The sequence below is a fragment of the Verrucosispora sp. CNZ293 genome, from assembly GCF_002754655.1.
The window spans coordinates 1,542,510-1,564,324 of sequence record NZ_PEFR01000001.1 but is presented as its reverse complement, the minus strand read 5'-3'; the positions used below and the strand labels follow the sequence as shown (position 1 = coordinate 1,564,324).

16 protein-coding genes are annotated in these 21,815 nt (G+C 73.0%); 7 read left to right on the top strand and 9 right to left on the bottom strand.

The window, feature by feature from the left end:
• Positions 1–304: 304 nt before the first annotated feature.
• Positions 305–886 (bottom strand): helix-turn-helix domain-containing protein, encoded by a 582-nt coding sequence (locus CLT74_RS07160; RefSeq protein WP_099845840.1) that lies wholly within the window; start codon positions 884–886, stop codon positions 305–307.
• A gap of 72 nt (positions 887–958) precedes the next feature.
• Between CLT74_RS07160 and CLT74_RS07155 the strand changes: the two genes are divergently transcribed.
• The 4 genes from CLT74_RS07155 (at position 959) to CLT74_RS07140 (ending at position 5,733) form a co-directional block, all read left to right on the top strand.
• On the top strand, positions 959–2,542 hold the full coding sequence (locus CLT74_RS07155; protein WP_099845839.1) for a bifunctional NAD(P)/FAD-dependent oxidoreductase/class I SAM-dependent methyltransferase: 1,584 nt from the start codon (positions 959–961) through the stop codon (positions 2,540–2,542).
• A gap of 113 nt (positions 2,543–2,655) precedes the next feature.
• On the top strand, positions 2,656–4,275 hold the full coding sequence (gene lnt, locus CLT74_RS07150) for an apolipoprotein N-acyltransferase (RefSeq protein ID WP_486582702.1): 1,620 nt from the start codon (positions 2,656–2,658) through the stop codon (positions 4,273–4,275).
• 41 nt (positions 4,276–4,316) lie between these two features.
• Positions 4,317–5,096 carry a polyprenol monophosphomannose synthase gene (locus CLT74_RS07145; protein ID WP_099851482.1) on the top strand — a complete coding sequence of 260 codons (780 nt, stop codon included), beginning with the start codon at positions 4,317–4,319 and terminating at the stop codon, positions 5,094–5,096.
• A gap of 88 nt (positions 5,097–5,184) precedes the next feature.
• On the top strand, positions 5,185–5,733 hold the full coding sequence (locus CLT74_RS07140; RefSeq protein ID WP_099845838.1) for an FxsA family protein: 549 nt from the start codon (positions 5,185–5,187) through the stop codon (positions 5,731–5,733).
• A gap of 59 nt (positions 5,734–5,792) precedes the next feature.
• Here CLT74_RS07140 and CLT74_RS07135 read toward each other — a convergent pair whose 3' ends face one another.
• The 7 genes from CLT74_RS07135 to CLT74_RS07105 all read right to left on the bottom strand — a co-directional run bounded on the left by CLT74_RS07135 (position 5,793) and on the right by CLT74_RS07105 (position 15,513).
• Entirely contained in the window at positions 5,793–6,134 is a 342-nt protein-coding gene (locus CLT74_RS07135; protein ID WP_046564157.1) for an RNA polymerase-binding protein RbpA, read from the bottom strand.
• A gap of 272 nt (positions 6,135–6,406) precedes the next feature.
• Complete coding sequence (locus CLT74_RS07130) at positions 6,407–7,000, bottom strand: pyridoxamine 5'-phosphate oxidase family protein (RefSeq protein ID WP_099845837.1); 594 nt, start codon at positions 6,998–7,000, stop codon at positions 6,407–6,409.
• A 112-nt stretch (positions 7,001–7,112) separates the two neighbouring features.
• The gene (locus tag CLT74_RS07125; RefSeq protein ID WP_099845836.1) at positions 7,113–8,270 is read right to left on the bottom strand and encodes a hypothetical protein; all 1,158 of its coding nucleotides are present in this window, start codon (positions 8,268–8,270) and stop codon (positions 7,113–7,115) included.
• Between the two features lie 62 nt (positions 8,271–8,332).
• Entirely contained in the window at positions 8,333–10,528 is a 2,196-nt protein-coding gene (locus CLT74_RS07120; RefSeq protein ID WP_099845835.1) for a glycosyl hydrolase family 95 catalytic domain-containing protein, read from the bottom strand.
• Positions 10,525–11,598 carry a LacI family DNA-binding transcriptional regulator gene (locus CLT74_RS07115; protein WP_099845834.1) on the bottom strand — a complete coding sequence of 358 codons (1,074 nt, stop codon included), beginning with the start codon at positions 11,596–11,598 and terminating at the stop codon, positions 10,525–10,527. Before CLT74_RS07115 ends, CLT74_RS07120 begins: the two co-directional genes overlap by 4 nt.
• Positions 11,595–14,042, bottom strand: coding sequence for a glycoside hydrolase family 3 C-terminal domain-containing protein (locus CLT74_RS07110; protein ID WP_099845833.1), 2,448 nt, complete (start codon positions 14,040–14,042; stop codon positions 11,595–11,597). Before CLT74_RS07110 ends, CLT74_RS07115 begins: the two co-directional genes overlap by 4 nt.
• A gap of 253 nt (positions 14,043–14,295) precedes the next feature.
• Positions 14,296–15,513, bottom strand: a complete 1,218-nt coding sequence (locus CLT74_RS07105; protein WP_099851478.1) for an ROK family transcriptional regulator — start codon at positions 15,511–15,513, stop codon at positions 14,296–14,298.
• A 195-nt stretch (positions 15,514–15,708) separates the two neighbouring features.
• On the opposite strand from CLT74_RS07105, the gene CLT74_RS07100 reads away from it, so the two are divergent.
• The 3 genes from CLT74_RS07100 to CLT74_RS07090 are packed head-to-tail and all read left to right on the top strand — an operon-like array spanning position 15,709 to position 19,404.
• Positions 15,709–17,373, top strand: a complete 1,665-nt coding sequence (locus CLT74_RS07100; protein WP_486582085.1) for an extracellular solute-binding protein — start codon at positions 15,709–15,711, stop codon at positions 17,371–17,373.
• A 43-nt stretch (positions 17,374–17,416) separates the two neighbouring features.
• Positions 17,417–18,424 carry an ABC transporter permease subunit gene (locus tag CLT74_RS07095; protein ID WP_099845831.1) on the top strand — a complete coding sequence of 336 codons (1,008 nt, stop codon included), beginning with the start codon at positions 17,417–17,419 and terminating at the stop codon, positions 18,422–18,424.
• A complete protein-coding gene (locus tag CLT74_RS07090) occupies positions 18,421–19,404 on the top strand; it encodes a carbohydrate ABC transporter permease (RefSeq protein ID WP_099845830.1) in 984 nt (327 codons plus the stop codon). Before CLT74_RS07095 ends, CLT74_RS07090 begins: the two co-directional genes overlap by 4 nt.
• 62 nt (positions 19,405–19,466) lie before the next feature.
• Here the strand turns inward: CLT74_RS07090 and CLT74_RS07085 are convergent, their stop codons facing one another.
• A complete protein-coding gene (locus tag CLT74_RS07085; RefSeq protein ID WP_099845829.1) occupies positions 19,467–21,815 on the bottom strand; it encodes a TIM-barrel domain-containing protein in 2,349 nt (782 codons plus the stop codon).

Sequence of the window (21,815 nt, the reverse complement as noted above, 5' to 3'; positions counted from 1 at the left end):
CGGGAAGCGGCTGTTGTTCGCTTCGTCCCTTCGTCCGCTGGCCGAGCGACACGGTGCATGTTCAGTCGCGGCGGCCAGGTCCAGCGGGCGGGGGTCGGCGGGGCGGCGCGAACCGGCCGCGGTTACCGGTGTACGGGCAGGATGGGGTGCACGGCCAGTAGACAACGGCCAGGCGGGGACAGCCAGTCACCGTCGGGTCGGTCCGAAGGTCGGCGTGCCACATTCCGCCGCACCGGCCGGGAGGGGCCTGGGAGCATCGGGGCGCGGCGTATGCCGCGCCCCGACTTCGTCGTGGTGGGTCGGTTCAGCCGGTGCTGGGGCGGGCCCGTACGTGCAGGCGTTCGCCCTGCGGGCCGAACAGGTTGATGACCTCGGTGGGCTCGGAGCCGGGGTTGGCCACGCAGTGCGGCACACGGGTGTCGAATTCGGCTACCTCGCCGGGGTTGAGGATCAGGTCGTGGTCGCCGAGGCGTAGGCGGAGCTGGCCGGAGAGCACGTACAGCCATTCGTAGCCCTCGTGGGACTGTGGCTGCGGGTCGGCGGGGGTGTGTGGGGGCAGGATCTGTTTGAACGCCTGCAGGCCGCCGGGGCGGCGGGTCAGCGGCAGGAATGTCATGCCGTGCCGGACGATGGGGCGGGGGCGGACCCGGGGGTCGCCGACGGCGGGGGCGCCGACCAGTTCGTCAAGTGGCACCTGGTGGGCGCGGGCCAGTGGCAGCAGCAGTTCCAGGGTGGGGCGGCGTTGTCCGGATTCGAGCCGGGACAGGGTGCTCACCGAGATGCCTGTGGTGTCGGCGAGTTCGGTGAGGGTGGTGCCGCGCTGTTTGCGTAGGGCGCGTAGTCGGGGGCCGACCGCTGCCAGCACCGCCGCCTCCTCGTTTGCCATAACGGCAAGATTACTTGTCGATCGGCTGGTGGTGGTTGCAGGGTGTGAGGCATCACCGACGAGGGGGCGGACATGGACGACAAGTACGACGTGGTGGTGGTCGGCGGCGGGGCCGCCGGGCTGGCCGGGGCGCTGACGCTGGCCCGGGCGCGGCGCAGCGTGCTGGTGGTGGACGCCGGGGAGCCGCGTAACGCGCCGGCCGCCGCGGTGCACAACTATCTCGGGCGGGAGGGCACCCCGCCGGGGGAGCTGCTGGCCGTGGGTCGGGCGGAGGTCACCGCGTACGGCGGGCAGGTCGTGGCCGGCCGGGTCGACGCCGTCTCCCGCGACGACAGTGGCTTCGTGGTGACTGTCGACGGGGGGCGTGTGGTGCTGGCCCGGCGGTTGCTGGTCACCACCGGGCTGGTCGACGAGCTGCCCGAGGTGCCCGGGTTGACCGAGCGGTGGGGGCACGATGTGCTGCACTGCCCGTACTGCCACGGTTGGGAGGTCCGGGACCAGCGGATCGGGGTGCTGGCCACCACCGGGCCGCTGGCCGTGCACGCGGCGAAGCTGTGGCGGCAGTGGAGCCCGCACGTGCGGCTGCTGCTGCACGACGCCCCGGCGCCGGGGCCGCAGGAGGCCGAGGAGTTGGCGGCCCGGGGCGTCGCCGTGGTGCCGGGGCGGGTCGTCGCGGTGGAGAGCGCCGGGGACCGGCTGGCCGGGGTGCGGTTGGCCGACGGGGAGCTCGTGGAACTCGAGGCGGTGGTGGTGGCCTCCCGGATGACGGCCCGCTCGGCGCTGCTGGAGTCGCTGGGCTTGGAGCCGGTGGACGTGGAGCACGGCGGGCACGTCATCGGCAGGCGGATCCCGGCCGACGCCAACGGCGCCACCGAGGTGCCGGGGGTGTGGGTGGCCGGCAACGTGACCGACGTGACCGGTCAGGTGATCCGGGCCGCCGGGGCCGGCCTCACCGCCGGAGCGATGATCAACATGGATCTGGTGGAGGAGGACACCCGCGCGGCCGTGGTCGAGCACCGGCGGCAACGGGAAACCATGTTCACCGAGGCGGCGTGGGAGCAGCGCTACCGGTCCAAGCCGGCGGTGTGGAGCGGTCGACCCAACCCGCAGTTGGTCACCGAGGTCACCGGGCTGGCTCCCGGTCGGGCCTTGGACGTGGGCAGCGGTGAGGGCGCCGACGCGGTGTGGCTGGCCGAGCGTGGCTGGCAGGTCCACGCGGTGGACATCTCCTCCGTCGCGTTGCAGCGGGCCGCCGGCCAGGCGCGGGCCGCCGGCGCCGAGCTGGCCGCCCGGATCGAGTGGACCCAGGCCGACCTGACGGCGTGGTCACCGCCGTCGGACGCGTACGACCTGGTGTCGGCGCAGTTCATGCACCTGCCGCCGCAGCCACGGCGGGAGGTGTTCGGTCGGCTGGCCGACGCGGTCGCCCCCGGGGGCCTGCTGCTGATCGTCGGGCATCACCCGCGGGACCTGCGTACCACGGCTCACCGCATGCACTACCCGGAGATGATGTACACCGCCGAGCAGGTCGCCGCGGAGCTGGACCCGGCGCGTTTCGAGGTGCTGACCGCGCAGGCCCGACCGCGGACGGTGACCGACCCGGACGGACGCGACATTACGGTGCACGACGCCGTCCTTGTGGCCCGCCGCCGGTGACGGTGGCGGGCCACGCCGCCCGGTGGGCCACGTGTCAGCTGGCGGCCGGACGCTCGGTCACGGCGGCGGGTAGCCTTCGGCGCGTGATCGCGTCCGACCCGCCCGTGACGACCGTGGACCGCGCCACCGGGCCCCACCCGCCACCCGCGCAGGTGGCGGGTCCGGTGCGCCTGCCGGTGGCCGTGGCCATGGCGGTGGCCGCCGGCCTGGCGCTGCTGCTGGCCTTCCCGCCGTACGGGTGGTGGCCGCTGGCGCCGGTCGGTGTGGCGCTGCTGGCCGCCGCGACCCACCGGCGGCGGCTGCGGGCCGGCGCTGGTCTGGGCTTCCTGACCGGTGTGACCCTGTTCGCGCCGATGCTGGCGTGGACGAACCTGCACACCGGTTACCTGCCGTGGGTGCTGCTGTCGTTGTTGCAGGCCGGCTACCTGGCGGTGCTGGGGGTGGCCACGGCGTGGGTGTCGCCGCTGGCCGACCGGTTCCCGGCGGTGTGGCCGGCGCTGACCGGTGTGCTGTGGGTGGGGCAGGAGGCGCTGCGGGACCGGACACCGTTCGGTGGGTTCCCGTGGGGTCGGTTGGCGTTCGGTCAGGACGGCTCGCCGTTGCTGCGGCTGGCCGCGGTGGGTGGTGCGCCGCTTGTGACGTTCGCGGTGGCGCTGGCCGGTGGGCTGCTGGTCGCCGGGGCCTGGTGGACGGTGCGGGCCCGCGCCACCGGCGGGCCACGGTGGTGGGCGCCGGCGGCCGGGTGCGCCGCGACGGTCCTGCTGCTGCTCGCCGGTGGGCTGCTGGTGCCGGTGGCCACGACCCGCGACACGGCGAGCGTGACGGTGGCGATCGTGCAGGGCAACGTGCCGCGGCTCGGGTTGGACTTCAACGCCCAGCGGCAGGCGGTGCTCGACAACCACGTGGACGCCACCATCGCCCTGGCCGGTGAGGTCGCCGCCGGCAGTCGGCCCCGACCGGATCTGGTGGTGTGGCCGGAGAACTCCAGTGACATCGACCCGCTGCGCAACGCCTCGGCCGGGGCCCGGATCTCCGCCGCCGCGGACGCCGTGGGTGTGCCGATCCTGGTCGGTGCGGTGCTGTTCGGTCCGGAGCGGGGGCAGGTGCGCAACGCGGGGTTGTTGTGGCGTCCGGGCAGCGGCCCCGACCTGGATCAGCTGTACATCAAACGTCACCCGGTGCCGTTCGCCGAGTACGTGCCGTTACGGCGGATCGCCCGGATGGTCAGCGACCAGGTCGACCGGGTCCGGGCCGACTTCGTGGCCGGCACCGAGCCGGGGGTGGTCGACAGTGGGCCGGTGGTGCTGGGGGACGTGATCTGCTTCGAGGTGGCCTACGACGGGCTGGTCCGGGACACGGTCGTCGGTGGGGCGCAGCTGCTGGTGGTGCAGACGAACAACGCCACCTTCGACGAGGCCGAGGCGCGTCAGCAGTTGGCCATGGTGCGGTTGCGGGCGGTCGAGCACGGGCGTGCGGCGTTGATGGCCTCCACGGTCGGGGTGTCCGGGTTCGTCACCCCGGACGGGCGGGTAAGCGACGCCACCGGGTTCAACACCCGCGCGGTCGTGGTACGTCAGCTGCCACTGACCGAGGGACGCACGCTGGCCACCCGGGTCGGGGTGCTGCCCGAGGCGCTGCTGGCCGCGCTGGCGGTGGCCGCGCTGGCCGGTGCCCTGGTGCTGCGGCGCCGGCGGGACGGCCGATCCGCACAGGTGGCCGCCCACCCGGGGTGAAGGGGGCAGCGGTGATACGCGGAACCGACATCCGTCCGGTGATGACAGGGGTGCCCGGCGTGGGTCGGGTACTGGTGGTCATCCCCACCTACAACGAGGCCGACAACGTCACAGCGATCGTGCGGCGGGTTCGCCGGGCCGCACCGCAGGTGGAGATTCTCGTCGCCGACGACAACAGTCCCGACGGCACGGGCGTGATCGCCGAGGGCATCGCCCGCGCCGATCAGCGGGTGCACGTGCTGCACCGGGAAGGCAAGCAGGGGCTCGGCGCGGCGTACCTGGCGGGGTTCGCGTGGGCGCGGCGGCGGGGTTTCGACGCGGTGGTGGAGATGGACGCCGACGGCTCACACGCCCCGGAGGACCTGCCGGCGTTGCTGGCGGCGGCCCGCGACGCCGACGTGGTGATCGGATCGCGGTGGACCCGGGGCGCCCGGGTGGTCAACTGGCCGCTGCGGCGGCTGCTGTTGTCGCGGTGCGGGAACCTGTACGCGCGGCTGGCGTTGGGGATGCCGGTCGCCGACGCCACCGGCGGCTACCGGGTGTACCGGGCCGGGGTGCTTGACGCGTTGGACCTGGACTCGGTGTGTTCGCAGGGGTATTCGTTCCAGGTGGAGCTGTCCCGGCTGGCCCACCGGGCGGGTGCGCGGATCGTGGAGGTGCCGATCACGTTCGCCGAGCGGGAACGGGGTGCGAGCAAGATGAGTCCGCTGATCGTGGTCGAGGCGTTGTGGCGGATCACCGGCTGGGCGGTCCGGGACAGGCGTACGGCGGTGCGGCGTGGGCTGCACGCGGCCACGGCCGGGCAGGCGCGGTGGCCCTGAGCGGCGGCGTGTCATGCTGGACGCACGGGACGGCTGCGCCGCCGGGGCGGGCCGCGACGACGACGCGCCGTGAGGCGGATGGGGTGATATGCGCCGAGCACTGAGGTTCGTACCGTTGGCTCTGCTGGTGTCCGTGGCCGTAGAGATCGCCGTGTTCGTGGTGGTGGGGCGGGCGCTCGGGTTCGGTGCGGCGACGTTGCTGGTGTTCGCGGCCTCGCTGCTGGGGCTGGTGCTGCTGCGCCGGGAGGGCGTGCGGGCCTGGCGGGGCTTCCGGGAGGCGGCACAGTCGGGTCGGCCCCCCGGCCGGCAGGTGACCGATGGGCTGGTGGGGCTGCTCGGTGCGCTGCTGCTGGCGACGCCCGGTCTGGTCAGCGGTCTGGTGGGGCTGGTGTTGCTGGTGCCGCCGGTGCGGCGGCTGGCCCGGGGTGGGGTGCAGCGGGTCGCCGAGCGCCGGGTGTCGTCGATGACCGCCGGTGACCTGTTCGGGCCCCGTCGGGTGCGGGTCTACCGGGGTGGGCCGCAGCAGCCGACGCAGACCCCGCCGCCGCAGGCCGCGACGCCGCCGCCGACCGCCACTCCGGTACGTCCGGTGGTCGAGGGGGAAGCCATCGAAGGTGAGATCGTGGAGCCGCGCTGACCGGTGGTACGCACAACGGTGCCCCCGGGACATCCCGGGGGCACCGTTGACGTTTCCGGTCAGGCGCGACCGCGGCGGGTGCGGACCTCCTGCAGCCGCTCGGCGAGGATGTCCTCCAGTTCGGCGATCGAACGCCGCTCCAGCAGCATGTCCCAGTGGGTACGCGGCGGCTTGGCCTTCTTCTGCTCCGGCTCGCTGCCGTCGACAAGTCGGGCGACGCTGCCGTCGAACTTGCACTCCCAGGTGGTCGGCACCTCGGCGTCGACGGCGAACGGCACCTCGAACTGGTGACCCTTGGCGCACAGGTACTCGCGGGTCTGCCGCGGCGCGAGCTCCGTGTTGCGGTCGGATTCGTAGCTGACCGCGCCCAGTCGGCTACCGCGCAGCATACGCTCGCCCATGATCGACTTCCCCTCTTCGGTGGTGCAGGTCCTATCGGTGTAACGGTCCGTCTTCGCCGGGCCATTCCCGCTCCCCGCGCCTCGACGCCCCGTTGGACCCGGGTGCGCAGTCAAGGGTAGCCGGCCATGACGTACGCCCGGCGGGGGTCGTCCCGGCCGGGTCGTCTCGGCGGACCGTCGCCGCCAGCAGGAATGGTAACCGCCCCGGTCCTCTTTCGCGGTGCGGCGCCGCGCCGGCACCCCGTCGGTGTCGTACCCCGCTCGCCCGTGGTCTAGCCGCCGCGTGGCGTCGGCGGCAGCGGCAACGGCAGCCCGGGCAGGCCGTCGATGCTGGTGGCGATGTCGGCCTTGCCGGCGAAGTAGGCGTCCAGCGAGGTGTCGTCCTCCCGGGCGAAACGCCTGGCGTGCAGGTCCCGGTCGGTGTCGTAGGTCATCAACGGGACCGCGTAGCCGCAGGTGTCGCGGATCAGTCGGGCGTGCACCACGATGATCGCCCGAAGGCCGTGCTGGGCGGTGTCGAGGTCCGGGAAGTGTGCCAGCAGGTCGGGGAAGCGGGGATCGTCACGGAACACCGGCTCACCCCGGCCGTGCACCCGGACGATGTTCGGCGGGCCGGAGAAGGCGCACCACATCAGGGTGATCCGGCCGTTCTCCCGCAGGTGGGCGATGGTCTCGGCGTTGCTGCCGGCGAAGTCCAGATAGGCCACCGTCTGCTCGTCGAGGACCGCGAGGCAGCCGCGCAGGCCCTTCGGGGAGAGGTTGACAGTGCCGTCGCCGGCCAGTGGCGCGGTGGCGGTGAAGAACATCGGCTGCGCCTCGATGAACTCCCGCAGCCGCCCCTCGATGCGCTCATGCGTCTTACCCATGACGCCATCCTCCCTCACCCACGCCCGCCGATCATGCAGTTATGGCGGTCGATTTGTCTGAATGGCGGGCTTTCTGGGGTGCCACAACTGCATGATCGACGCCCCGAGGGGGTCAGGGGGTGGGGCGGGTGAGGGCGGTGGCCAGGTCGGCGACTTTCGCGGCGAGCTGCGCCACCCGCTCCCGGGCGTCGTCACGGTCGGCCTCGGTGGCGCGCAGGCGTACGGTCAGCTCGCTCACCTGGCGCTCGGCGGCACCGAGCGTGGCTCGCAGGCCGGCCAGTTCCTCGCCCAACCGGTCGGCGCGGGCGGCGAGCGCGGCCTGCTGCTCACCGGCCTGACGGACCTGCTCCCGCGCCCTGTCACGGTCGGTGTCGGCCTGCGTCCGTGCCTGCTCCGCCCGCTCGGCCTCGTCGCGGGCCGACTCCGCCTGCGCCTGCGCCTGGGCAGCCTCGGCGCGGGCCTGCTCAGCTTCCGCCCGGGCCTGCTCAGCCTCCGCCCGGGCCTGCCCAGCAGCGGCCCGCGTCTGATCCAGTTCGGCCCGCAACCGGTCGGTCTCGGCGAGCGCCGTCGCGGTGGTGTCGGCGGCCCGCTCAGCCTCGGCGCGGGCGGCGTCGCGTTCGGCGCTCAGGTCAGCGCTACGCCGGCGTTCGGTGGCCAGGTCGGCGCGCAGTGCGGCCAGCTGGCCGCGCGCGGCGTCCCGGTCGGCCTCGGCCTGTGTCCGCAGTGCCTGCGCGGCGGCGGCCTCCCGCCGCGCCTCGTCCCGCGCTGTCTCCGCGTCCTGCGCCCGGTGCGTCGCGGCGACGGCCTGCTCGCTGGCGTGGGCGGCCTCGGCCCGGGCGGTGTCCCGCTCGGCGGTCGCCGCCTGCGCCTGCCGGCGCTGCCGCTCGGCGTGCGCCGCGGCGTCCTCGGCGGCCCGCAGCGCCTCGTCGCGTTCGGTCTGCGCCGCCGCGATCTCCCCGGCGGTCTCCGCACGTAGCTGCGACAGCTGCCGCTGCACCCCGGCCGGGGACAGCTCGGCGTGCAGCGCCTCGGTCAGCGTCGCCACGATCTGGTCGAGCCGGTCCACCGCCTCCCAGGTCCGGGCCACCTGCCCGGGCAGCCCCGGAGCATTGCGGTGCCGCATCCGGCTGTTACGGGAGGCCCGCTGGCAGGCGCCGTCGTTGTCCCGGCAGTAGCGGAACGGGCGGCCGGCGCCGGCCCGCTGCGGCACGTCACGCCCGCAGTGGGCGCAGGGCCGGATGTCGGCGGCGGAAGTCTGCTGAGCGTCCATCGAACGCGGAGTCTAGTGCGCCGCCCGGCAGCGCCGACGCGGTCGCGGACCCGGTCGGGACGTCACCGGGTGAACGACACCTCGATCGGCTCACCGGCGGTCACCTGTCGTACCGTCTCGCCGTACGGGCTGCCGACCCGCAGCCGCCCGGTGACCGCCGAGACCAGCCGGGCCCGTACCGAGCCGGGTCGCCAGGTCACCTCCTCGACGGTGACCCGCCCGGGCAGGCGCACTCCGCGCAGTGTCCCGCGCGGCAGCCCCGGCAGCGGTGCCGGCAACAGCCGCAGCCGACCGGGCCGCCCCTGCACCAGCGACTCGATCAGCACCGCCGGCAGGGCGTGCGCGGCGTCGGCGTTGTAGGTGACCCGATTCGGGTTGTGCGCGCTCATCAGCGACCGGAAGAACATGTCGTTGCCGACGATCTTGAGTAGGTTCGCCTCGACAAGTGGCCCGTCGTGCAGCCGGGCGGCGGCCAGGGCCCGGTGCAGGCTGCCGTGCGCGGACAGGTTCTCGTCGCCCCGGCGGCGCAACGCCCGGTGCGCGGCGGCGGCCAGTTCCGGCGTGTCCTCGGGGTTGATCTCGTCCAGCGGCCACACCGGATACAGGTGGCTGACGTGGCGGTGGTTGTCGTCGGCCCGGTAGCCGGGCCAGGCCCACTCGGTCAACGCTCCGTCGGCGTCGACCCGGTACGGCGGCAGCCGCGCCGCCAGCCGCGTCCACCGCCGCTCGCCGGTCAGCGCGGCGGCCACGGTGAACGCGTGCCGCGCCGCGGCGATGTCCATCGTGGCGTTGACCGCCGCGGGCACCGCCGTGCCCACCGGGTCAAGCGGTCCCGTCTCCGCCGAGTACGACGGCACGAACCCCCGCCTTCCGTCCGCGGTGGTGGTCAGCACGTCGGCGAAGAACTCGGCCACCTCCACCAGCCAACCCGCCACCTCACCCAGCGGCGCGCCGGTCACCAGGTGCTGCTCGTAGAGGGGGAACAGCAGCCAGTGCGCGCCCGGCAGCCACGCCGCGAACGGCCAGTCCGGATGCATGTGGAACAGGTGACCGTGCTCGCCGTCGGTGCGGCTGGGCGCGAGCAGCCCACGCGCCCCGTAGATCGCGCGGGCGTTGCGTCGCCAGTGCCCGACCTGGGCCCGCACCAGGCGGGCGTGTGCCGCGGTGACCTCCGGCAGGGCCGCCAGGTTCGCCGAGGCCAGTTGCAGGTTCAGGTTGGCGTCGGTGGTGAAGTCACCGGCCCAGGCCGCGTCCCACGAACCGAGCCACAGCCCGGTCAGCCGGGGCGGCAGCACGCCACTGGCGCTGAGCAGCAGGTAACGGCCGGCGTGGAACAGCCGCTCCACAAGCGCCGCGTCCAGGGTGCGAGGGTCGGCGGCCTGCCGGGCCAGCAGCTCACCGACGGGCAACACCCGCTGTGCCGCCGGCACCGCCAGGTCCAGTTCGACCCGCCGGTACGCCGGGGTGTGCCGGGCCGTGTGCCGGGCCAGCAGGTCGTCGTAGCCGGCCTGCCGGTAACGGGTCAGTCGGCGGACCAGTCCGCCGGTCCGCCACCGGTCCTGCGGGCGGTCGAGCACCGTCAGCAGCAGGGCCGGTCCGTCGACGCGTACCGTATCCCCGTCGATCTGGACGGCGCCGCGCAGCAGGGTCAACCCCTCGAAGCCGTACGCGGCGCCGGCTGTCGGGTAGCGGGCCCGCACCCGTAGGAAGACCAGCCCGTCGCGGCGGTACGCCGACACCGCGTACCGCAGTCCGGCGGGTCGGCCGGGCAGGTCACCTGTCACGCCGACCCGGCAGGCGCCCATGTCCAGCCGGGTGACGACAAGCCGGTCGGTACGCGAGACGAACGAACGCCGGCTGCCGCCGGTCCACCGCACGACGACCTCACCGGTGTCGAAGTCGGTGTACCGGCGGTAGTCACCCACAGGCGCGTCGTCGGCGTCGACGGTGACGGCGAAGCCGGGATGGAACGACTGCGTCCAGCGCAGGACACCGTCACCGGCCAGCAGCCGGCTGGCCGCCGCCCGCCGGTCGGCCAGGATCAGTCGCCGGATCCGGGGCAGCAGCGCGGCCAGTTGCGGCGCCCGGGCGTCGTGGGTGCCATTGGGCAGCACGAACCGGTGGTGGTTGACCACGATGCGTTCGGCGTACGGGTCGCCGTGCACCATGATCCCGTACTCGCCGTTGCCGGCGAGCAGAGCGTCCGGCCAGTCGGCCGCCGGTGCGGTGTCCCAGACCCGGTGAACCGGACCGGTCACCGGGCCGCAGCCCGACCGTCGTACGCCGCTGACGTGTCGGTCGCGCTGGCTGTGCTGTCCCGCACGGTCAGCCGGGGTTCCAGCAGCGTCACCTGCGGTGTCGGCTCGTCCCGAAGCTTACGCATGAGCAGCGACACGGCCTGCCGGCCGATCTCCTCGGCGGGTACCGGCACCGAGGTCAGGCGCGGGCTGGCGTGTTCGGCGAACTGGTCCGGGCAGACCGCCACCACCGACACGTCATCGGGCACCCGTCGGCCCAGCGCGGCCAGCGCCGCCTGCACCGGGCCCACCGCCGCCTCGTTCTGCACCACCAGACCGGACAGCTCCGGCTGCCGGGCGAACAGCTCCACCACCCGGCCGTGCACCTCGGCGGCGTTCTCCTCACAGGGCATCGTCACCGCCTCGACGCCGTGCCGGGCCGCCGCCTCGACCACGCCCGCGCGGGTGCGGTGGGCGAAACCGGTGCCCCGGTCGTAGACGGCGGCCGGGGCACCGAGCAGCGCGATGTGGCGGTGACCGAGCCCCGCCAGGTGGTCCACACAGACCTGCCCGGCCCGGTGGAAGTCCAGGTCCACACAGGTCAGCCCGTCGGTGTCGGCGGGCAGGCCGATCAGCACGCTCGGTCGTCCCAGCTCGCGCAGCAGCGGCACCCGCACGTCGTGCAGCTCCACATCCATCACCAGCACCCCGTCGACCAGGGCGCCGGCGGCGATGCGGTGCAACCCCTGCGGGCCCTCGTCGGAGGTCAGCAGCAGCACGTCGTGGTCGTGGCGGCGGGCGGAGGTCACCACCGCGGTGGCGAACTGCATCACCACCGGCACCTGGATGCCCGAGCGCAGCGGCAGCACCAGCGCGATGACGTTGGCGCGTCGGCTGGCCAGCGCCCGCGCCCCGGCGTTCGGGTGGTAGCCGAGCAGCCGGACGCTGGCCAGCACCCGGTTGCGGGTCAACTCGGAGATGGCCCGTTTGCCGCTGAGCACGTACGACACGGTGCTCACCGCGACACCGGCGTGGCGAGCCACGTCGGCGATTGTGGGCTGGCCGGACGGCACCCGGCCGCGCCCGCTCACCGGACTCCGCTCGTGGCGTGCGGCCGGACCGGCGGCGCCACCGGCTCACCGCGTACGGCCACGGCGCCGACCAGTCGCACGTCGGTCGCGGAGCGCCCGACCAGCACGGTGTGGGTGGCGTCCTCCACCACAGTGCTGCCCCGGTCGGCGTCCCACCAGCTCAACTCGGCGCTGCGCAGCCGCAGCGTGACGGTACGGCGTTCACCGGGGGCGAGGACGACCCGGGCGAAGTCGCGCAGCTGCCGCAGTGGCTGCTTGACCCGGGAGCGTCGTTGCCGGGTGTAGAGCTGCACCACCTCCACTCCGGGGCGGTCACTGGTGTTTGTGACGTCCACACTCACCTCGACCACCTCGCCGACGCTCACCGACGTGGCACTCAGCCGCAGGTCGCGGTAGTCGAAATCGGCGTAGGACAGGCCGTGCCCGAACGGGTACAGCGGCTCGCCCCGGTAGTACAGGTAGGTGGAGTCCGCGCCGATCACGTCGTAGTCGAGCAGGTCAGGCAGGTCGGCGACGTCGGCGTACCAGGTCTGGGTGAGCCGGCCGCCGGGATCGGCGTCGCCGAGGAGCACCTCGGCCAGGGCGTGGCCGTGTTCCTGCCCGCCGTGCGCCGACCAGAGCACCGCCGGCAGATGCTCCTGCGCCCACCGCAGGGCGTACGGGTAGCTGCTGGTCACCACCAGCACGGTGCGCGGGTTGGCGGCGTGCACGGCGCGCAGCATCGCCTCCTGCCGGGCCGGCAGGGACAGGTCGAGGCGGTCCTCGGTCTCCCGTCCGTTGACCATCGGGTGGTTGCCGAGTGTCACCACCGCCACGTCGGCGGCGGCGGCCAGCTCGGCGGCGCGCGCCGCCCCGTCGATGACCAGGTCGATGTCGAAGGCGGTGCCGGCCTGCCGGTCGTCACCGTCGACCCGCAGCCGGCCGTCCTCGTCCACCGTGACGTACCGGTCGGTGGCCAGGTGGCGCAGCAGCACCGCGCCGCCGGGCAGCGGGTCGAACTGGAAGGTCTCCCGGACCACCCAGCCGCCGGGACCGGACCTGTCGTTGACAAGCGCGCCGTCGTCGTCGACGCCGACGTGCCGGCCGTTGCCGACGGCCCGCAACGCCACCGTGTCCCGCCCCCAGTCGAACACGTCGAACCAGGCGGCGTCGACGCCGAGGCGCAACGGCCCGCCCTCGGCCTCGTCCGGGCACCCCACCGAACGGTCACCGACCCGCAGGGCGATCCGGTCGGCGCCGGGATGGGTGGTGACCTGCGGCAGCCGCTGCGTCAACCCCTGACAGGTGTCGACCGCGTACGGCAGGGTGCCGCTGTACCAGTCGGTGTGCACGACGTCGGCGAGCGGACCGAGCACGGCGATCCGTACATCGGGCGCCAACGGCAGCAACCCACTGTTGCGCAGCAGCACGATGGACTGCCGGGCGGCCTCCCGGGCCAGGTTCCGGTGGGCCGGGCAGTCGATCACCTCCGGGCCGGTCGCCGCGTACGGGTCGGTGGCCGGCGGATCGAGGTCGCCCAGCCGCAACCGGATGGTGAGCACCCGACGGACCGCCCGGTCCACGTCCGACTCGGTGATCAGTCCACGGTGCAGGGCCTCGGTCAGATGTCGTCGGGTGGGTCCGCTGTCGGCGTCGTCCTCGGTGAAGCTGTCGATCCCGGCGCGCAGCGCCGCGGCGAACCCGCTGACGTGGTCGGGCAGGTGGCCCTGCAGGCCGGCGATGTTGCTCACCGCGCCCGCGTCGCCGACCACCAGGACCTCGCCGGGGGCCCACCGGCGCAGTTCGCCGTCGATGAGCGGGCTCAGGTGCGCCGGAACCCCGTCGACCAGGTTGTAGCTGGCCATCGCCGCGACCGCCGCGTCGGCGGCGATGGGGGCGCGGAACGCCGGCAGTTCGTACTCGTGCAGCACCCGGGGCGGCAGGTCGCTGGAGGTGGTGGCCCGGTCGGTCTCGTTGTTGTAGCCGAGGAAGTGCTTGACCGTGGGGGCGGTACGCAGCCGCTCGGGATGACCGCCGCGCAGACCCTGGGCGTAGGCGGTGGCGAGCCGGCCGGTCAGCCACGGGTCCTCCGACCAGCCTTCCTCGTTGCGTCCCCACCGTGGGTCGCGCAGCGGGTTGACCACCGGCGCCCACACGTTGAGGCCGACCCGCTGCGGGTCGGCGTGGTGTTTGGCGCGTACCTCGTCGCCGACGGCGTCACCGACGGCCCGGACAAGCTCCGGGTTCCAACTGCTGGCCAGGCCGATGGCCTGGGGGAAGACGGTCGCCGGGCCGAGCCAGGCGACGCCGTGCAGCGCCTCGGTGCCGGTGCGGAAGCCGGGCAGGCCGAGCCGGGGGACCGGGGCCTGCCACTGGTGCAGCAGCCCGATCTTCTCCGTCAGGGTGAGCCGGGTCAGCAGGTCGTCGACCCGGTCCTGGAGTGGGGGCGTGGTGCGGTCGGTCATGGTGGATCGCCTTCCAGTGCCCGGCGCGCCGGAGGTCGAAGCGCTTCGACGGCGGATGGCCGAGCGGCCTCGCAGGTCATGGTGGGGTGACGGTCGTCGGCCCGGACGCTGGCGAAGCGCTTCGACAAACCGTGGAAAGCAAGCCGCCCCGGGTGCCCGTACGGAGCGGCTCGCTTCGAGGTTGGCACCCTCGGCGGGTCGGGTCAAGACTCCGACCGGCCGGGCACGCATCGACCGGGAGCGTGGTGGCCGATCAGCGGGCGGGTAGCCGCCCGGCCTCGATGGTGGCCAGGGCGGCGGTGGCGCCGCCGAGCGCACCTGCGGTGTCCAGGGTGGAGGCTTCCAGGCGGCACCCGCCGGCACCCGGGGCGTGTGCCCGGGCGGCCAGCTCCGACCGGGCCGCCGGCAGCAGCCAGGGCGCCAGGGTGGCGAAATGGTCACCGAGCACGACGGTCTCCGGGTTGAGCAGGTCGGCCAGGACGGCGACACCACGACCGAGGTGCCGGCCGGTCTCCGCCAGGCCGCTGCACACGCCGGGGTCGTCCTGCTGGGCGAGCGCCACGATCCGCGTCAGTTCCGGCAGGTAGTCGACGACCGGACCGTCGGCCTCGACGTCGGGCAGCAGCCGGCGGACCACGGCGGGCAGGCCGACCAGGGCGGTCAGGCAGCCGTGGGTGCCGCAGGCGCAGGGCGGCCCGGCGGGATCCACCGTCAGGTGTCCGATCTCGCCGGCGAAGCCGCGTCCGCCCCGCAGCAGTCGTCCGGCGGCGATGATGCCCGCGCCGACGGTGAGCCCGCCGGTCAGGTGCACCAGGTCGCTGGTGGCCGCGTGACCGCCGTGCCGTTGCTCGGCGAGGACGGCGAGGTTGGCGACGCTGTCGACACCGACGGCGAACTCCGGGTCCCGCAGGGCGGCGCGCAGTTCCGCCGCGACCGGTACGTCGCGCCAGCCCAGGGCGCTGGCCAGGGGTACCGCGCCGGACGGGTCGACAAGTCCGGGTACGCCGACGGTGAGGCCCAGCACGGTGCGACCCTGGGCGGTGACCCGCCCGATCGCCCGCCGGGCGAGCGCGGTCAGGGCGCGCACTGTCTCGGTGGGGGAGACGGTGCTCGCGGCGAAGGCCCGCCGCCAGGTCAGCAGGCGGTTGCCGCCGAGGTCGACGGCGACGGCCACCAGCTCGTCCACGCCGATCTGCAGGCCCAGGGCGGCGTACGGCTCACCGTCGAGCACCAGCATGGTGGCCGGTCGGCCGACCCGGTTCTCGGTCAGCCCGGTCTCGCGGACCAGCCGTTGGCCGATCAGCTCGGTGACCAGGCTGGAGACGGTGGCCTTGTTCAGGCCGGTCCGCGCGGCGATGTCGGCGCGGGAGCAGGGGGCGTGCAGACGTACGTGCCGCAGCACCACCGCCCGGTTGGTGACGCGTACGTCACCGAGGTCGGTCGGCTGCGGTTCGTTGTGGATGCTGATCACGATCTGCCCGCTCCCTGCGCCGGTGTCGTGGCGCGCGTCCATCATCGCGTACCGCGCTGGCGGGACCGACCAGGCCGCCCGCGCTGTCTTGTGGGACGGATTGCCGTCGATTAGTTTGTTCGGCTAGAACCCCAACTAATCCTAGCCGGAGTCCTCCGCTCCGCAAACCGTTATCGACGACGAAGGGAGTGCGCCGTGACGCCTTCTGCGCGCACATCCACCGACCGCCGGACCATGCTGCGGCTGATCGGCCTCGGCGCCGCCGCGACCGTGGGCGGTGGTGCCCTGGCCGGTTGCAGCAAGGAAGCCGGCAGCCAGGGCAGCGCCACGAACGCCGACGCCATCAAGGCGGTGCTGCCCACCTACCAGCGGGCCGAGCTGCTCAAGCCGGACATCCCCGGCGAGGGCCCCATCCCGGACGGTTACCTCAGCTACCCGCGCGAACTCGTCGACGCGGTCACCGAGCCGCCCGGGCGGGGCGGCCCGCCGATCCAGACGATGAGCCCCTGGTGGGGCCCGACCCCGCCGCCGCTGGGCCGCAACGCCTACCTGGGCGCGGTGAACGGCAAGCTCGGCGTGGAGGTCAACCCGAGCCTGCAGGACGGCCTGACCTACGCCGACAAACTCAACGCCATGCTCGGCGCCCGCGACGTGCCGGAGCTGCTGTCCGCGCCGAACTGGGAGGTGGACAAGGTCGCCCGGTTCTCCGACGCGGTCAAGGCGTTGTTCACCGACCTGACCGACCACCTCCAGGGCGACAACGCGGCGAAGTACCCCTACCTGGCGGCGCTGCCCAGCGGCGCCTGGGAGTACTCGGTCTGGGGCGGGCGGCTCTACGCCGTGCCGTTCCCCACCGACGGTCCGTTCGCGTGGGCCATGTTCTACCGCAAGGATCTGCTCGGTGCCGCCGGGCTGGCCGCCCCCACCAGCCCCGACGAGCTGTACGAGTTCGGTAAGAAGGCCACCGACCCGGCCAAGGGCGTGTGGGCCTTCGGCAGCGTCTTCGAGATGATCCAGCAGTACTTCGGTTGCAACCAGACCTGGCGCAAGAAGCCCGACGGCGGTCTGCAGCACAAGTTCGAGGACCCGGCGTTCGAGGCGGCGCTGGCGTTCACCGCCAGACTGTTCGCCGAGGGCCTGGTACACCCGGACACGGTGTCCAGCAAGGGCGCCGACGAGAAGCAGCTGTTCAACTCCGGCAAGATCCTCATGTACCGCGACGGCCTCGGCGCCTGGCAGGGCATGCAGAGCGAACGGGCCAAGGAGCTGCCCACCTTCGACATGCAGCCGCTGCCGGTCTTCGGCGCGCAGGGCGCCCAGCCGGTCATCTGGGGCAGCGAGAAGCCGATCTTCTACACCTTCCTCAAGAAGGATCTGCCCGCCGAGCGGGTCGACGAGATGCTGCGGGTGCTCAACTGGTGTGCCGCCCCGTTCGGCAGCCGGGAGTTCGAGCTGCGCGAGTACGGCGTGGAGGGACAGCACTTCACCCGGGGCGCCGACGGCACGCCGGCGCTCACCGAACTGGGCCGTAAGGAACTCGGCGCGCAGTACACCCACATCGGCGGTCGGGTGCCGGTCAAGGTGCGCAGCGGCGACACCCCGAATTACGTGCAGGACTACATCGGGTACTACCGCAACCACATCGGCCAGATGGAGCAGGACCTGTTCGCCGGGATCAAGCTGGAACTCCCGGCCAACTGGTCGAAGATCATCCAGCCGACCGACGACAAGCTCCGCGACATCCTGCGCGGCCGTCGCCCGGTCAGCGACCTGGCCCAGGTACGCAAGGAGTTCCTCGACACCGGTGGCGAGGAGGGCCGCGCGTTCCACGAGAAGGCGCTCGCCGACAACGGCCGATGAGTGGGCAGCTGAGCATGCCGCCGACCGGTGCCGGGATGCGGCCGTGAGCGCCCCCGGCACCGTCGACACGCGGCCACCCGCCGGGCGTACGCCGTCACCGCGGCGTCCCCGGCGGGGTGGGCGGCGCAGCCTGCGGGTCCGGCTGCGCCGTGACTGGCCGCTGTTGGCGATGGCCGCACCGGCGGCGGTGCTGCTGCTGGTCTTCCACTATCTGCCCACGCTGGGCAACGTCATCGCCTTCCAGGACTACAACCCGTTCGTCGGCGACGACCCGCTGGACGCGTTCCTCAACAGCGAGTGGATCGGCTTCGGCAACTTCGAGGCGCTGTTCCGCGACCCGCTGTTCTGGGACGCGGTCCGCAACACGCTGAGCATCACCGCCTTCCAACTGGTGTTCTTCTTCCCGCTGCCGATCCTGCTGGCGCTCATCCTCAACAGCGTCGTCTCCGGGCGGCTGCGCGGCTTCGTGCAGAGCGTCGTCTACCTACCGCACTTCTTCAGCTGGGTGCTGGTGGTGACGTTCTTCGTGCAGATGTTCGGCGGCGCCGGACTGCTGGCCCAGGAGATGCGCCAGGCCGGTCTGGAGCCCTGGGGGATCATGACCAATCCGGACACGTTCATCGTGCTGGTCACCGCCGAGGCGGTCTGGAAGGACCTGGGGTGGGGCGCGATCGTCTTCCTGGCCGCCCTGTCCGCCATCGACCAGAACCTGTACGAGGCGGCGGCGGCCGACGGGGCCGGCCGGTGGCGGCGGTTGTGGCACATCACCCTGCCCGGCCTGCGTCCGGTGATCGTGCTGCTGCTCATCATGCGGCTCGGCGACGCGCTGTCGGTCGGGTTCGAGCAGTTCATCCTGCAACGGGAGGCGGTCGGCCGGGAGGCCGCCGAGGTGCTCGACACGTTCGTCTACTACCAGGCGATCAGTACCCAGCAGTGGGGACTCGGTGCCGCGGCGGGCCTGTTCAAGGCGGTGGTCGGACTGATGCTGATCCTCACCGCGAACAAGATCGCACATCGGCTCGGCGAGCAGGGGGTGTACGCGAAATCATGACCGCACAGCTCAGTGGTGCCGGGCCGGTGCCCGCGGCACCGGCCACGGCGGGACCACCCGCGCCACCGCCGCGACGACGCCACCCCGGTCGTCCGGTGTGGGCGGGTCGCCCGTCGACGTCCCTGACCATCGGCAAGGGGGTCGTGCTCACCCTGCTGGTGGCGGCGGTGCTGGTGCCGCTCTGGGCGGTGCTGGTCACCAGCCTCGCCTCACGCGGCACCATCGACGACGCGGGCGGCATGGTGATGATCCCTCGGGAGTTCGACCCGTCGGCGTACATCACCATCTTCAGCGGCGGCGACGTCACCCGGGCGGTGTGGGTCAGCACCCTGGTCACCGTGTTCGGCACCACGGTCAGCCTGGTGCTCACCGTGCTGGCCGCGTACGGGCTGTCGCGGCCGGGCTCGGTGGCCCACCGGGGGCTGCTGTTCTACTTCCTGCTGACGTTCCTGATCTTTCCGGGGCTGGTGCCGAGCTACCTGGTGGTGACCGGGCTGGGTCTCAAGGACAGCCTCTGGTCACTGATCCTGCCCAGCGCGATAAGCGTGTTCAACCTGGTGGTGATCCGCGCGTTCTTCATGAACGTGCCGGCCGAGCTGCTCGACAGCGCCCGCATCGACGGCGCGGGGGAGTTGCGCATCCTCACCCGGATCGTGCTGCCGCTGTCCAAGGCGGTGATCGCCGTGGTCGGGCTCTTCTACGCGGTCGGCTACTGGAACGTCTACTTCAACGCGGTGCTCTACATCGACTCCAACGACAAGTTCCCGATCCAGCGGGTGTTGCAGAGCTACATCCTGGCCGGGCAGTCGCCGAACGTCTCCGGCGCGTCGGTGAGCCTGCCCGGGGTGACGGCGTACCCGCCGACGCTGGCGGTCAAGATGGCCGTGGTGGTCGTGACGGTCATCCCCGCGGTGATCATCTATCCGTTCGTGCAGCGCCACTTCACCAAGGGCGTGATCACCGGAGCGGTGAAGGGCTGACCAACGGCAGCCCCGTTGCGCGCGGTGCCTGACTCCGTGCAGTCGGGCACCGCGCGCAACGGTCAGCCCTGCGCGGGGAAGAGCCCCGCGAAGGGCACGACGGTCACCGCCGCACCGTTGAGCAGTGACCGGGCCGGTCGGTCGGCGTCGCCGACCCCCGCGAGTGCCAGCTGCCCCACCAGCAGCGGCCCCCGGGTCATGATCCGCAACTCGTCGCCGTCGCGGACCGCCTCGATGATCGTGTCGCCGTCCATGTCGTGCACGACGGTGCGCCCGTCCCCGGCGCCCCAGCAGACCAGGGTGACCTCCCGGAACGGCCCGTCGTCGACAGTGACTCCCGGCGCGGCCAGCGGCAGCAGCGCGCCCCGGCGCACGTACAACGGCATCCGGGCCAGCGGCACCCGCACCCGCAGGTGCCGGCCGCCCGGATGCAGTTCGCCGGTGGTGGCGTCGAACCAGTCGTCGCCGACGGGCAGGTACACGTCCCGCTCCCCGGACGCGTCGAGGACCGGCGCGACCAGCAGGTCCGTCCCGAGGCGATACTGCAGGTCGGTCGTCCAGGCCGTCGGATCCTGCGGGGTGTCGACGAGCAGGGCCCGCATCATCGGTACGCCGGTGCGGGCCGCCTGTACCGCCGCCGACCAGAGGTACGGCATCAACCGGTAGCGCAGCCGCAACGCGGCCACCCCGAGTCGTTCCGCCTCGGCCGGGAAGTCCCACGGCAGCCGGCTGGTGGTGCCGTGCAGCCGGACCAACGGAGACAGCGCACCGAACTGCGACCAGCGTACGTAGAGGTCCGGCTCGGGGGTGCCGTGGAAACCGCCGGTGTCGTGGCTCCAGAACGGCACCCCGGACAGGCCGTGCGACAGCCCACCGCGCAGCGTGCTGGCCAACGCCGGCCAGGTGGCGTTGACGTCACCGCTCCACTGCGCGCTGTGCCGTTGTCCACCCAGGTACGACGAGCGTGCCCACACCGCCCGGTGGCCGGCCACCTCCTCGGTGACGGCGGCGACCACGTCGTTGAACAGCAGGGCGTACACGTTGTGCAGGTCGACGCCGCTCATCCCGTTGTGGGCCACCGCGTCGGCGGGCACCCCCTCGGCGAAGTCGGTCTTGAACACCGCCACGCCCTGCCGCAGCAGGGGCCGCAGCAGCCCGGTGAACCAGTCGACAGCCGCCGGGTTGGTCAGGTCCACGATGGCCGAGGCCGGGTAGCTGCCGTGCCACACGTCGGCGACGTACGTACTGCCGTCGGGCCGGCGCAGGAAGTATCCGGCCGCCTCGGCCTCGGCGTACAGCGGGCTGGCCGTCATCAAATAGGGATTCATCCAGAGGCAGACCTTGAAGCCCTGCTCGGCCAGGGTCCGCAGCATGCCGGCCGGGTCGGGGAAGGCCTCGGCGTCCCAGCGCAGGTCCGACCAGTTGCCGGCGACCTGCCAGTAGCAGTCCAGGTGCAGCACGTCGCAGGGGATGTCGCGCTCGCGCAGGCGCCGGGCGCGCTCCAGTACCCGCTCCTGGCTGTCGGGGTAGAAGCCCGAGGAGACCCAGGTGCCGAAGGCCCAGCGTGGCGGCAGGTACGGCGACCCGGTCAGCTGCCGCAGGCGATCCAGCACCTCGGCGGGGGTCGGCCCGGCCAGGACGTAGTAGTCGAGCAGGTCGTCGGGGACCAGGATCTGCACCGCGCTGTGGGTGGACTGGCAGATGTCGAACTGCACCGGCAGTCCGCTGTCGACCAGGACCCCGTAGCCACGGTTTGACAGGTAGAACGGGACGTTCTTGTGCGCCCGGTCGGACTCGCTGCCGAAGGCGTCGAAGTTCCACATCAGGGCCCGCTGGCCGCGCTTGTCCAGCGGGGTGAACTTCTCGCCGAAGCCGACGAAACGTTCGTCGCCGGGGGCGACGAAGCTCTCGTGCCAGGCGACCCGGACCCCGTCGGCGGTGGAGTGTCCGAACGGAAGGGTGCGTTGCCGGCCACTGATGTCGACAGTGCCCGGGTCCTGCTCCAGCAGCAGCGAACCGTCGGGGCGCAGGAACCGGATGTGCCACGGGTCGAGCCGGATCTCGGCGATCACCGCGCCCGCGTCGACCCGTACCCGCCGGTCGTCGACGGTGACGGTGGCCGGGTGCGTACGGGGGTGCACCAGCGGCATCAGCCGAGCCGATCGGCTGCGGGCCTGGGGATCCTCGGCCAGCCGTACCCGGATCATGCCGTCGCCGGCCGCGTCGACGCGCACCACCGCCGTCACCCCGTCGGCCAGGACCGCCTTGACTGTCGCGCCGTGCGCGTCGGTGCCGGCGACCTCGGCCCGGCTCACCACGGCCGGGCCGCCCTCACCGGGAGCACGCACCGGCAGGTCGGGTGGGTCGGCGACGAAGGTCTCGTAGGGCACCAACGGCGGGCGGTACGGCAT